Here is a 13,069-nt window from a genome sequence, read left to right on the forward strand (position 1 = left end):
GATGAGCCAACCGGTCTCATCGTTTATTGTTCGGTTCCATACAGCTGCTATTGACCCAAATACGTTGGAGAAAATGTATCGAATTAAAGTTACGCATGTACAGACAGAGCACGAATGCACATTTGACTATCTTGAAGAAGCGTTCCGTTATATGAAGAGATCCGTTGAACAGGAAGGGAAGCGTGAGGGGGTGTAAGGAATGAGTACGATAGGTATGATTAGCACGGGGGTGTACCTCCCTTCTGGAAGAATAGAAGGCAGAGAGATTGCAAGGAAGGCAGGATTACCCGTTGAAGTTGTCGAACAAAAGTTAGGGATAAAGCAAAAAGCCGTTCCTGGCCCAAATGATCACACGTGCGAAATGGGGATTCGTGCAGCTAAAGAGGCGCTTAGAAAAGGGAACGTTGAGGCGAAAGATCTCGATTTAGTGATCTATATCGGAGAAGAGTATAAAGAATATCCTTTATGGACAGCGGGGATTAAGCTTCAAGAAGAGATTGGGGCTACGAATGCATGGGCTTTTGATGCAGCGATGAGATGTGGAACAACGATTATGGCGATAAAAGTGGCGAAAAGTATGATGCTTGGCGACCCATCTATACAAACGGTTCTGTTAGCTGGGGGCTATCGCAACGGTGACTTTATTCGATATACCAACCCAAGAACAAGATTCATGTATAACCTGGGGGCTGGAGGCGGAGCCCTTGTTTTAAAAAGGGGCGTTGAACAGAATATCATCTTAGAAACGTCTATAGTGAGTGACGGATCATTCTCTGAGGATGTTGTAGTAGTAGCGGGAGGGACGAAACATCCGTTAACTGCTGAGAATCTTACAGACTATCAGCTTGACGTATTGGACCCTGAAGGGATGAAGAAACGTTTAGAAGAGAAATCCATGGACAATTTTCTGTATGTCATTCGTGATGCCTTAAACAAGAGCGGCTATAAAGAGGAAGATATTGATTATGTAGCCATGCTTCATATGAAACGGTCTGCGCACGAATACGTGTTGAATGCGTTAGGCCTATCGCTTGATCAATCGGTGTATTTAGAGGATTATGGCCATATTGGTCAGATGGATCAAATTCTATCGCTTGAGTTAGCGGCTTCTCAAGGGAGAATAGAAGACGGAAGCCTTGTCGTTCTTGTTAGTGCTGGGATTGGGTATGCTTGGGGAGCAACGGTAATTCAGTGGGGTAACCATAAGGAGGCGTAATGATAATGAAGGTTCATATGAAAAAAATTCAACTTCAAAATGGTGAATCGTTAGGATACAGAGAACGAGAAGGGGGCGATGAAGTCGTCTTGTTGCTTCACGGGAATATGACCTCTTCTAAACACTGGGATCTAGTATTAGAGGAGATGGATGAGAAGTATAAAGTGTATGCTCTTGATTTAAGAGGGTTTGGAATGTCCACTTACCTAAAACCTATCAGAGAAATCGGTGACTTCGCCGAAGATGTGAAGTTATTTGTCGATGCATTAGGGCTACGTGATTTTGCGTGTGTGGGGTGGTCAACAGGTGGGGCCGTAGCGATGGACTTTTGCGCTCGTTTTCCTCATTATTGTAACCGCTTACTCCTTCTTGCTTCAGCGTCTACAAGAGGCTATCCGTTTTTCGGAACAGGTGAAAATGGATTGCCAGATCCATCTAAACGGTTAGAAACGATAGAAGAAGTAAGGAAGGACGCTGGAAAGACTATACCGATTCAACAAGCTTATGATGAAGGAAACAAAGCACTATTACAAGCCGTATGGAACACTCTTATTTATACACACAATAAGCCAAGTGAGGAACTGTATGAAGCTTATACGGAAGACATGATGACGCAACGGAATCTAGCTGAAGTCTATCAAGCTTTAAATCTATTCAATATTAGCACCCACCATAATGGACTAGTAATGGGGAACGGCGACGTTAATCGGATTGAAATCCCCGTACTCGTTATGCAAGGAGACCGTGATCAAGTCATTACAGAAAGAATGAATGAAGAGTTAGTAGAAGACATAGGAGATCGTGCTACATCTATCTCGCTTACAGATTGTGGTCACTCTCCTATGATCGATAATTTAGATTTGTTGGTGCAGACCATGGAACAATTTCTCGAGGAAAAGGAGAGACAACACCAATGAGGTTAGATGGAAAAGTGGCAATCATTACTGGAGCGGCTAACGGAATAGGACTAGAAGCCGCCAAGACATTCACGAAAGAAGGAGCAAGAGTGATTCTTGCTGATTACGATCAAGAAGCAGGTCTGCAACGTGAGAGAGAATTGAAGGACGAAGGGGCGGAAGTATTGTTTGTCCAAGTTAACGTAGCGGACCGTAGAAGCGTAGATGACTTAATCGAAAAGGCCGTTCAAACGTATGGCAGAATTGATATTCTAGTAAATAATGCAGGCATTACAAGAGACGCAATGTTGTCGAAAATGACGCCAGAGCAGTTTCAGCAAGTAATCGATGTTAACCTGACCGGTGTATTCCATTGCGCTCAGGCCGCGATGCCTCACATGGTCAAACAAGGCAAAGGCAAAATTATTAATACCTCTTCTGTTACAGGCACGTATGGGAATGTAGGACAGTCCAACTACGCTGCCGCTAAAGCAGGTTTAATTGGTTTAACCAAGACCTGGGCCAAAGAGCTTGGGAGAAAAGGGATTAATGTAAATGCAGTAGCACCAGGATTCACCGAAACGGCAATGGTCGAACAAGTCCCTGAAAAAGTAATCGACCAGATGAAGACAATGGTCCCCATGGGGCGTCTAGGAAAGCCGGAAGATATCGCCAATGCTTATTTGTATCTTGCTTCTGATGAATCCGACTATGTAAATGGACATACGCTTCATGTTGATGGTGGAATCATGATGTAATGTATCTCTAAAAAGCCCCGTGGTAGTGGGGCTTTTTTTATTTGGATTGTTGTTTTCTCCACTGTATCGAGGCTAAAGGGGGTAAACAAAGCCCAAATTGTAACTAGAATGTAACTCCTTCCTTCTACACTAAGACCATGAACTTACATTTGAACGAGGTGATTGCGTTGTGAAGTGTGGATTGGATTGGATTAAAAGTAGGGCATGTTTGTTTCCTGAAGATCGGGCGGTTGTTGATGCTTCTACAGGGAGAGAGTGGACGTTTGAGGATATAAATAGCCGAGCAGAGAGGCTAGCGGCATACTTTCGTAAACGTGGTATTAAAAGAGGGGACAGAGTTGCTTTGTTGTCTCCAAATGATATTAGTTATTTTGACTTTTTATTTGCTTGCATGAAAAGCGGAGTCATCTTTGTTCCGGTGAATTGGAGGTTGTCGGTGGAAGAGGTGAATTATATTCTGCAAGATGCTTCCCCTTCCTTAATTGGAGTCCATCACACCCAGACGTTAGTAAGAGAAGAGGGGGAAGGGTGTTTCGTTTTGCCGATTTTACATGATAGGTATGTCGAAGACTTGAATGCACCTTTAGAGACTTTAAATCAGGAGATTACAGAAGATTCTCCAATAGCCATGATTTATACAGGCGGTACCACTGGGAAACCAAAAGGCGCTGTTCTTACTTATGATTCTATTCGTTGGAACGGATTAAACACGATCGTTAGTTGGGACTTATGCAGAGAAGACACTACTCTTACTTGTTTACCTATGTTTCATACAGGAGGGCTCAATGCGCTTAGTGTGCCAGTGTTAATGGCTGGTGGAACGGTAGTACTATCGCCCTCATTTGAAGCGGAACATGCGGTGAACGATTTGATAAGGTATCACTGTACGATTGCTCTTTTTGTACCTACGATGTACCACATGATGATTCGAACAAAAGCGTTTAAAAAGGCTGCGTTTGATTCAATGAAGATGTTCCTATCTGGAGGCGCTCCATGCCCTATTTCTATTTATCAGGCCTTTCATAAAAAGGGATTAAACTTTAAAGAAGGTTACGGGTTAACAGAAGCGGGTCCGAATAACTTTTTTATTCATCCTGATGAAGCTGTGAAAAAGCCCGGTTCTGTAGGGCGAGCGATGATCTTTAATGATGTTAAGATTGTTAAAGACAATGGTGAAGACTCCTCAGTAGGTGAAGTAGGAGAATTGCTGGTACGAGGGCGACATGTTTTCAGCTTTTATTGGAATAACCCTCAAGCCACACAAGAGTCCCTTAAAGGGGGATGGCTTCATACAGGCGACCTGGCCCGCCAAGATCAAGAAGGATATGTCTATATAGTTGGCCGCAAGAAAGAAATGATTATCACCGGAGGAGAGAATGTATACCCTCTTGAAGTTGAACATTGGATTGCTTCCTTGGACGGGGTAAACGAAGTGGCGATTGTGGGGGTTCCTAATGAAAAATGGGGGGAAACCGTAACAGCTTTCGTGTCACTCCAACCGAAGAGTGTGTTAAATGAAGAAGATTTAAGGAAGCACTGTGCGCTGAAGTTATCACGATATAAAATTCCGAAAACCTTTCATATCATAGAGGAATTGCCGAAAACTCACGTAGGGAAGATTGATAAAAATGCTTTACAGAATCATTATACTACCAAAAAATTGTAATGGTTTCAGCACTCTCTTTTATAGGGAGTGCTTTTTCTATATGCATCTCATTTTTTCCAAATACTGATATACTATAATTACCAATGTAAGGAGGGGTCGTATGAGTGAAACGTTGCAGAAAAAGCCGTTTGCCTGGTTTCGATTTCTGTTTCTTACAGGACTGCTGTTACTCCCGAATCTTCTCGTTCAGAAATATGAGATAGTCGGCAAGGTAACAAGTTGGGCTGTGTGGGGAACGGCAGTCGATTTATTAGTTGTTTTCCCAATAGCGTGCTATTTCTTTGTGTTACGCAGGCGTCCTTCGTTGCTTGTTTTAGTCCCGATGATGTTTGCTGGGCTTCTTGCTTTAAACTGGATGGTACCTGACTATGCTAAAGAGCATTTATGGTTCATCAATCGCTCGGTGATTTTTCTTGAAGCCTCCATTGTTCTAATCGAACTCTTGTTGTTCTTATGGGTTATAAAACAATGGCCTATAATAAGACAGTCGATTCGGGCAGAGCGCTTTGCCTATTATCATTTATCGATAAGTGCCCACAAAGGGATAGAAAACGCGTTCGCTGGTATGAAAGGGAAGAAGAAATCGACCCAGAAAGTATTGAGTTTTCTGATTACGGATTTATCAGCTTTCTATTATGCGTTAGCAGGAAAGCGGGAGAACGTCCTTCGTTACACAAATGCACCAGTGTTTTCCTATCATAAGAACAGTGATTACCAGGGGATCTTTATCATATTGGTTCATGCTCTGCTGGTCGAAATCATTGGTCTACACTTTATCGTGTTGCAATGGAGCCATATCGCTGCTTGGATTGTAACTATTCTAGATATCTACGCTTTGTTATTCGTCATAGCCGATTACCAGGCTATGCGTAAATCCCCGATTGTACTTGATCAAAAAGGGGTTCATATCCAGAAAGGGTTGCGATTTTTCACCTATATCCCCTACCAAACGATTCGTCACATTGAGAAAGCGGCTGTTACAGCAAGGGAATATCAGAAGGATAAGAAGTCTGTTGCTGTCACATTACCCTCATTTGAAGCTCAACCCCCTCAATGGACGATTCATCTTGAGGAACCAGTAGACGCGTACCTTGTCTTTGGTCTATCAAAGAAGGTAGATAGAATTTACCTCACTGTAGATGACCCGGGTCGTTTTATAGAGGTATTAAAAGAAAAGATTCCTAGTCAGGTGGAAACAAAGGAGTAGTAGCAGTCCTATCCTCCTATATTTATGGATTCCCGAAAACCCATCGCAACAGAATGAAAGGATCGTGGATGATTCTTTCACTTTCGCCTATTACTGTCCGGGCGGGTTTCATTAGGCTTAGAAAAGGAAATGATATGTATAGAACATTGCTCATGATAGGGGGAAGGATAATGACTCAGTACGACAAAGGCCTTTTCTTATACAACGGGGATGCCGGGCCAAACCAAATGAACCAAAAGCTATCAGTAGCGCTACCGGTTTTATCACAGAACGTTGAGGAACTACGAGTGGTACAGACGAAGAGTCCTGATGATTTGAAGCGAAAATGTAAGGAGTACGGGGAAGAAGTAGATGTCATCTACATACTAGGCGGGGATGGCACCGTTCATGACAGTGTGAACGCCCTTGCTGAATTAGAGAATCGTCCAGTTGTAGGTGTACTTCCAGGCGGGACGTGTAATGACTTCACTAGAATGCTTGGAATGCCGCAAAATATAAAAGCAGCGGCTCAGGCTCTTGTAGACGGCCGTGTTGCGCCTGTCGATGTTGGGCACATTCAAGACGGGGGATATTTCTTAAACTTTTGGGGTGTAGGACTTGTAACAGATACATCTTTAAACATTGATCCAGATCAGAAGGATCGGTTTGGGGTATTGAGTTATTTCATTAGTGCCGTAAAAACGATGAATGCTTCAGAACCTTCCCATTATAAAATTACTATTGATCAGGACGAGGTATATGAAGAAGAAGGAGTCATGGCACTTGTGATGAATGGGCAATATATCGGGACTCGTTATATTCCTGTTCCATCATTACATGTGAATGATGGCAAGCTTGATGTTTTAATCGTGAAGAACTCAAACTTATCCACCTTCAAAGAATTAATCAATATGAACCAGCCTGGAAAAAGCACAGACGATTTACAAGGAATTTTCCATAAACAGGCCTCTGAAGTAAAAATCGAAACAGAAGAGGAACAAGACGTGGATACAGACGGCGAAATCTACTTAAAAACACCAGGAGACATTAAGGTACTCCCTAACCACCTTCGTATGATTTTCCATCAATCCCAACCATAAGGAGAACATTCATGAAGAACCAGTTACACATAAGCGGCTTCTTGCTTCTACTGATGTTCATAGTAGCTTGTGGGTCAGATGAGGAGGGACCGACAGCGAGCTCAGACGACCCGGTTCAAGCTCAAATTCTTACTGTTCCGGAAGAGTTAACGACAGAGCAGATCTCCACACTGCAAGTAAAAGTAACACAAGGAGATCAAAGGATAGATGAAGCTACTAAAGTAACCTTTGCATGGGGAAGGGAAGGAGAGGACCTAACTACTAACAAGCCCTCTCAAAAGCAAGGGAATGGGCTTTATTCCATTCAACATACGTTTGACGAGGCCGGTAGTTATGTGATTGCAGCTACCGTAGAGGCCGCTGGCCAGAAGAAGGAAGTAAAGAAAGAAGTTGAGGTAGAAGAGCCTGAAAATTAGCGAAGTGGTCGTTGATTATAGTAAAGTACTCCTATTTCGAAATCGCACCAACTTATTATCGGATGCTTCTTTTAATAGGAGTACTGCAATCTAGTGATTTTATTTTGCTTTCTTACACACAGCTATGCCTAAAGGGTAATGGACTTCTTCACGAGGGGGTTCAACCAGTACCCCTTTTTGATAATAGAATCGTACTTCCTCGTAATTTGTGAACAGTTGACGAAACTCTTCTGGCGTAATTTGGTGGACGTGAAACGGTGAATAACAGTCTACTCCCCGTCCTTCACCAAAAGGTGTAGAAACAATTAAAGTACCACCAGGATTTAGTAAACGTTCATAGTTTTGCAGAAGTTTCTCCTCTTCTTCTATATGTTCATAGGTTTCAAAGCTTACAATCGTATCAAAAGTACCAAGTTTCTCAGGTAATTCCGGATCTGTGGCGTCCGCTACTTGGAAGTTAGACTTTGGATGGTGGTAAGTCCCTTTCGCATATTGAATAATATCAGAATCTATATCCACACCGATCATTTCGGATACTTCGTTTTTTCGATCTTTAATCATCATGTGCGTCCCATAACCTGATCCGCATGATAAATCCAACACACGACCTGTTACATAAGGTAATGCAAATTGATAGCGTGCCATATGCTCAAGTAACATTCCATTTGATGGTTTCATATATTCTGGGATGACTCGTTCTCCCGTATCTTCTACCATTTTTTTATACACCGCTTTCTAAGAGTGTGATATAGTGCTACTAGCTTCATTCTTTCATTATGCCACAGATTTGTTAAGAGTAAAAAGGTCAAGAGAACCTACATAAGAAGGATTGACAATAAATTGAAATGGTCGCTATACTTTATACTAATGTACCATTAATAGAAAGGCTGAGTGAAATGGATCAATCACAGAACTATCAAGAGAAAAAAGAAGATCCATCGCTGAAATTGTTTGTTGTGCTCTCCAAAGCGGCTCGAGCGATTTCAGATCAAGTGAAAGAAGACATCCAAACTCATGGTTTAAACCCGACAGAGTTTGGTGTATTGGAGTTGCTTTACCATCAAGGAGACCAACCCCTACAAAAGATTGGTGACAAAATCTTATTAGCAAGCGGTAGCATTACCTATGTGGTCGATAAACTGCAACAAAAAGGACTACTAGAAAGAAAGCCTTGTCCAAAAGATCGTAGAATCACATATGCCGTGATTACAGAAGAAGGTCGCCAATTATTAAATGACATCTTCCCAAGCCACTGGAAACAAATCGAGAACATTACAGGTGGCCTAACTGACGACGAAAAGAAACAACTGATCCCTATGCTGAAGCAATTAGGGAAATATGCTGATGAATTATAAGTATTTTATGAGAGCCTGTCCCCTCTGGGGATAGGCTTTTTTGTGTTTGGATGAGTGGATGGGGGCAGCTGAAAGTTGGGTTGCGGCTCGAGTTGATGGGGGAACGGCTCAAGTTCAGAGTGCGCGCCTCAAGTGAAGCAGCTAACGGCTCGAGTTGGGAGTGTGGCCAGGCCGAATGGCTCAAGTTGAGGTAGAACGGCTCAAAAGCAGGCTGAACCGGCTTAAGCTAGGCGGAATTCGGCTCAAGTTGGGAGCGGTGCCAGGCCGAGTGGCTCAAGTCCAGAGCACCGCCCCTGCCCCAAGCCCCTCCGAAAGCATCACCTTGTTTAGGATCTAGAAAGCATGGGAAATATGACTAAAGACTTTGCATAAGGAGGATGATCTTAAATGAAAGTACTTGTAATTGGAGCAAATGGTCAAGTTGGTAAACATGTCGTTGATAAATTGAATTACTATAACCATGAACCAGTTGCGATGGTTCGTGACAAAGATCAAGTTCCTTATTTTGAAGAGCGTAATGTCCAAACGGTTTTAGGGGACTTAGAGAAAGATTTCTCTCATGCATATGACGGAGTGGATGCTGTAATCTTTGCAGCAGGCTCAGGTCCTAATACGGGCGCTGATAAGACGATCATGATTGATCAGGAAGGTGCAATAAAGGCTATGAACCTTGCTGAAAGTAAGGGCGTTTCCAGATTTGTCATGTTGAGTTCGATCGCTGCGGACCGACCAGAAGTAGGTCCTGAAGAACTGAAACACTACTTGTATGCGAAAGGACGTGCAGATGAGTACATTCGTACAACTTCCTTGAATTACACAATTGTACGCCCAGGTGGGCTGACAAACGAACAAGGAACAGGAAAAGTTCAGATGAGCGAGCATTTAGAAATGGGATACATTCCTCGTGAAGATGTAGGGAACGTATTAGCCTATGTCCTAACAGAGGATAGCGTCATCGGAAAGAGCTTTGATTTACTAAGTGGCGAAACCGACATTAAACAATTATTTGCGTAGAGATGCGCGTATTCTAAAATAAAGTAGTCTATCTCTCCTAAAGATAGGCTACTTCTTTCTTTAGTATATGGGTACATAGAACCTTTATCGTCGCGAGTTGAAATAAAAAAATAATATTTTCGACATAAAGTTGCAAAAATGATGTTTATTCTCAATCTATACGGGTAAATTCAAATAGAATCTAACGGACGCCAAGTTTTTGGAAATATATGTTGTCTTTAAGGGACTAACGACAGGGGGCTCATCATGGCGAACCAACAAGTAGTAGTATATACAAGTGACGGATGCCATCATTGTGAGAATGTAAAGAGTTTTATGGAAGAGTGGGATATTCCGTATACGGAAAAGAATATCTCAGTCGATAAGGAACATTATAAACAAATGCGAGCGAAACGTGTATATGGAACACCGGCTACTTACGTTGGTGATGAATTGGTTTTAGGGTACCAAAAGCGAAAGTTGAAGAAATTATTGAACATTGATGAGGTTACTTCTTATTTTAGACAAGGGGCTGTAGGCCTTAATGAATAAACGATGAATGTAAAAGAAGGGGGGGACCTCTTCTTTTTTATATTGAAAAAAGAGTCCATTTCATATCACACTTCCTTCTCTTTAACATAGGCTATGAGTGGATAAAGAAGAATGTATAGGAGGTGTGCAGGTCATGAGGCGAGGACATCAACATCCTAATGATCAAAGATTCCCAAACGCTCCCCATGGTCCTTTTCCAATGGAAATGCCTTGGGAGCAGCAGTATTATCCAGGTCAACCTTCCGTCTCACAAGGCTCTCCATATCAGGCACCCCAAGGGTATCAAAATCCATATGAACAATTTGCTAAACCTCCTCAACCGAACCAGTGGGACCCATATTACTCCCTGCAACAACAATCCCCGTTATATGGGCAGCAACAGAAGCCGCCTGGTATGATGCAGTATTTTCAAGATAAGAACGGACAGCTTGATCTAGATAAGATGCTATCTACCATGGGGCAAATGGCGAATACGGCGAATCAGTTTAGCCCCCTTATGAAAGGGATCGGTTCATTCATTAAAGGTTTTAAAGTGTAAAAGGCCTCCAAGCCTATCGGGAGGCTTTTTTGTGTTGTTCTACAGAGGTTATGTTTTGCATCGCTTTATGGAAACCCTTACCATGAGGGTGGGTGTAAATGATTATGGATGGAAGGGTGAGGCATCATGAGTGCGCAAAATCAGACAGGACAAGCACCTGTAGAAACCCCGTTTTATTATGGTTGGGTCATTGTATTTATTGCAGGGTTAAGTGTCTTCTTTTCAGGTCCAGGACAGACTTATTCGGTTTCAATATTTATTGAGAGCTACATAGCTGATTTTGATTACTCTCGTTCATTTGTTTCTGGACTTTATTCTACTGCCACCTTGATCGCCGGATTAACGCTCTTCATGGTAGGGAGATTTGTGGATCGTGTGGGGCAACGCGTGATGATGACGGTGGTGGGTCTTCTTTTGGCGATCGCTTGTTTCTGGAACAGCGTGATGGTAGGGGCCATTATGATGTTCATTGGCTTCTTTATGCTCCGTTTGTTTGGGCAAGGGTCTATGACACTGATTCCGAATACACTTGTACCTCAGTGGTTTATTGGAAAAAGGGGAAGGGCATTGAGTTTTATGGCTATTGGTGGTTTCTTAAGTTCTGCCTTACTGCCACCACTAAACACATGGCTTATTAATGATTTTGGCTGGCGTACAACTTGGACGATTTGGGGCGTAGCTTTGGCGGTCATTTTTGTGCCTCTTGCGATTTTCTTAGTTAGGAATCAACCGAAGGATATAGGGGAGATTCCTGATGGCACACCAAAGCATAAAGACCTCGAGCAAAATCCGAACGTTGAGGTGAATGAGGAAAACTGGACTCTTAAAGAGGCGATGAAAACGAGGGCTTTCTGGCTCATTTTGTTCTGTGTGAGTGTCCCCGCGCTTGTGAATACGGGCGTTACGTTCCATTTAGTTTCGATTGTTCAAGGAAAAGGATTATCCGATGAGATTGCTGCAATCGTCCTTACGCTGATGGCTGTGATAGGCTTCCCGGTTACGTTTGTGGTCGGTTACCTAGTAGACCGGGTTTCCGTGCATTATGTGTTAGCGATCACGTTTGCTGGGCATATCATTGCTTTATTTATATTATTGCAGGTCAGTTCTACAACGGGAGTCATTCTTTACGGAATCATATGGGGATTTGTGAACGGTTTTGAGCGCATCGTGTTAAGTATTGTATGGCCGAACTATTTTGGTCGAGAGCATTTAGGTAGTATAAAGGGGTTAGCTCAAACGATTATGGTTTTAGGTTCTGCTTTTGGTCCTCTTCCATTTGGGCTTTATTTTGATTGGTTTGGGGGATATGAAGGAATCTTGTGGATCATGATTTTATTCCCACTGATTGCAATGATTTTCTCTTTGCTTTCTCCAAAACCAAGCTATCAGGCTTATCATGGGTAAGTAGCTGTATACGAAAGGCGCAGAGCTATAGGCTCTGCGCCTCTTTGTGGAGATGACAGTTCTCTTGTAACGGGGTCTTACTTTATTAAGGTTTCGATCGTTCATTTAATCTTTAAAGAAGGAGATCACAAAGCCGCCTTCACCTGCATGGGTTGCGATAAGAGGACCCATTTCTACAAGTACAGATTCTTTAAAGGAATAGCGATCCTTCATCTCTTGTAGTAGTTGCTTTGCCTTGTCTTCTGCAGTGCTGTAAGACATTGCGATGACTTTATCCTCAAAGTTTTTAGAGTACTCTCCGATTTGGTCAACAAAACGACGGACAGCTTTCTTGTTCCCTCTCACTTTTTCAGTCACTTCGATTGTTCCTTCAGGACTGCCATGCATTAAGATCTTAATATTAAGTGTCTTTGCAATCGCGCCTTTAAAACGACTTAAACGACCACTTTTCATCAAGTTCTCAACCGTGCGGAGTAAAATAAGAGTCGCTAACTTACTCACGCGTTCATGCATATGCTCTGTTAATTCTTCGATTGTGTAGCCCTCTTCAATTCGTTTTCCGGCTTCATCGACTAAAAGCGTCATACCTGAAGTTGCAGAACGTGAATTGAGTACTTCTATCTTGCGCTCTGGCTCTTCTTCTAAAAGCATCTCTTTTGCTAAGAGAGCATTCTCATACGTTGTACTTAACTCTTTTGATAATGAAATCATAAGAATTGGTTTATCTGGGTCTACAGCTTTATATGCTTCATAAAAAGCATAGGGGCTTGGTGCTGATGTACGAGGGAGCTCTTCAGCTTGTCTCATTTTGTTGTAGAATGTAGCAGTGTCGATGTCTACGCCGCCTAGGAACTCTTCGTCTCCAAAATGGATGTTAAGAGGGATAAAATGAACGTTATAACGATCCAGTAAGTCCTTTGGAAGATCTGCTCCTCCATCTGTCATGAGTTGAATATTCATGCGTTCACCTGCTTTTAAAAATTTTTCTG

General features: G+C 42.5%; 15 protein-coding genes. 13 read left to right on the forward strand and 2 right to left on the reverse strand.

The window, feature by feature from the left end; translation table 11 throughout:
* The first annotated feature begins 1 nt into the window (after position 1).
* The 8 genes from ACYX4O_RS01265 to ACYX4O_RS01300 all read left to right on the forward strand — a co-directional run bounded on the left by ACYX4O_RS01265 (position 2) and on the right by ACYX4O_RS01300 (position 7,238).
* Complete coding sequence (locus tag ACYX4O_RS01265) at positions 2 to 196, forward strand: hypothetical protein (RefSeq protein WP_476353906.1); 195 nt, start codon at positions 2 to 4, stop codon at positions 194 to 196.
* 3 nt (positions 197 to 199) lie between these two features.
* Positions 200 to 1,216, forward strand: a complete 1,017-nt coding sequence (locus ACYX4O_RS01270) for a 3-oxoacyl-ACP synthase (protein ID WP_476353908.1) — start codon at positions 200 to 202, stop codon at positions 1,214 to 1,216.
* 17 nt (positions 1,217 to 1,233) lie between these two features.
* Positions 1,234 to 2,133: an intracellular short-chain-length polyhydroxyalkanoate depolymerase gene (phaZ, locus tag ACYX4O_RS01275; protein WP_476353910.1), complete on the forward strand. Its 900-nt coding sequence runs from the start codon at positions 1,234 to 1,236 to the stop codon at positions 2,131 to 2,133.
* Complete coding sequence (fabG, locus tag ACYX4O_RS01280; RefSeq protein WP_476353912.1) at positions 2,130 to 2,870, forward strand: 3-oxoacyl-ACP reductase FabG; 741 nt, start codon at positions 2,130 to 2,132, stop codon at positions 2,868 to 2,870. The genes phaZ and fabG overlap by 4 nt, the downstream gene beginning before the upstream one ends.
* Before the next feature lie 169 nt (positions 2,871 to 3,039).
* Positions 3,040 to 4,536: an acyl-CoA synthetase gene (locus ACYX4O_RS01285; RefSeq protein WP_476353914.1), complete on the forward strand. Its 1,497-nt coding sequence runs from the start codon at positions 3,040 to 3,042 to the stop codon at positions 4,534 to 4,536.
* A 100-nt stretch (positions 4,537 to 4,636) separates the two neighbouring features.
* Positions 4,637 to 5,743, forward strand: a complete 1,107-nt coding sequence (locus ACYX4O_RS01290) for a hypothetical protein (protein WP_476353915.1) — start codon at positions 4,637 to 4,639, stop codon at positions 5,741 to 5,743.
* 170 nt (positions 5,744 to 5,913) lie between these two features.
* Complete coding sequence (locus ACYX4O_RS01295; protein WP_476353917.1) at positions 5,914 to 6,822, forward strand: YegS/Rv2252/BmrU family lipid kinase; 909 nt, start codon at positions 5,914 to 5,916, stop codon at positions 6,820 to 6,822.
* Positions 6,823 to 6,833: 11 nt separating this feature from the next.
* Positions 6,834 to 7,238, forward strand: a complete 405-nt coding sequence (locus tag ACYX4O_RS01300; RefSeq protein ID WP_476353919.1) for a FixH family protein — start codon at positions 6,834 to 6,836, stop codon at positions 7,236 to 7,238.
* Between the two features lie 99 nt (positions 7,239 to 7,337).
* On the opposite strand, the gene ACYX4O_RS01305 is transcribed toward ACYX4O_RS01300, so the two are convergent.
* Complete coding sequence (locus ACYX4O_RS01305; protein ID WP_476356971.1) at positions 7,338 to 7,955, reverse strand: class I SAM-dependent methyltransferase; 618 nt, start codon at positions 7,953 to 7,955, stop codon at positions 7,338 to 7,340.
* Between the two features lie 179 nt (positions 7,956 to 8,134).
* Here ACYX4O_RS01305 and ACYX4O_RS01310 point away from each other — a divergent pair, with 179 nt between their 5' ends.
* The 5 genes from ACYX4O_RS01310 (at position 8,135) to ACYX4O_RS01330 (ending at position 12,080) form a co-directional block, all read left to right on the forward strand.
* Entirely contained in the window at positions 8,135 to 8,593 is a 459-nt protein-coding gene (locus ACYX4O_RS01310) for a MarR family winged helix-turn-helix transcriptional regulator (protein ID WP_476353921.1), read from the forward strand.
* A gap of 387 nt (positions 8,594 to 8,980) precedes the next feature.
* A complete protein-coding gene (locus tag ACYX4O_RS01315; protein ID WP_476353923.1) occupies positions 8,981 to 9,607 on the forward strand; it encodes an SDR family oxidoreductase in 627 nt (208 codons plus the stop codon).
* 246 nt (positions 9,608 to 9,853) lie between these two features.
* The gene (locus ACYX4O_RS01320; protein WP_476353925.1) at positions 9,854 to 10,138 is read left to right on the forward strand and encodes a glutaredoxin family protein; all 285 of its coding nucleotides are present in this window, start codon (positions 9,854 to 9,856) and stop codon (positions 10,136 to 10,138) included.
* Positions 10,139 to 10,271: 133 nt separating this feature from the next.
* Positions 10,272 to 10,676 (forward strand): YppG family protein, encoded by a 405-nt coding sequence (locus tag ACYX4O_RS01325; RefSeq protein ID WP_476353927.1) that lies wholly within the window; start codon positions 10,272 to 10,274, stop codon positions 10,674 to 10,676.
* A 126-nt stretch (positions 10,677 to 10,802) separates the two neighbouring features.
* The gene (locus ACYX4O_RS01330) at positions 10,803 to 12,080 is read left to right on the forward strand and encodes an MFS transporter (protein WP_476353928.1); all 1,278 of its coding nucleotides are present in this window, start codon (positions 10,803 to 10,805) and stop codon (positions 12,078 to 12,080) included.
* Between the two features lie 105 nt (positions 12,081 to 12,185).
* Here ACYX4O_RS01330 and ACYX4O_RS01335 read toward each other — a convergent pair whose 3' ends face one another.
* Positions 12,186 to 13,040 (reverse strand): DegV family protein, encoded by an 855-nt coding sequence (locus ACYX4O_RS01335; RefSeq protein WP_476353930.1) that lies wholly within the window; start codon positions 13,038 to 13,040, stop codon positions 12,186 to 12,188.
* Positions 13,041 to 13,069: the final 29 nt, after the last annotated feature.

It is taken from the genome of Pontibacillus sp. ABV4_188 (genome assembly GCF_056311905.1).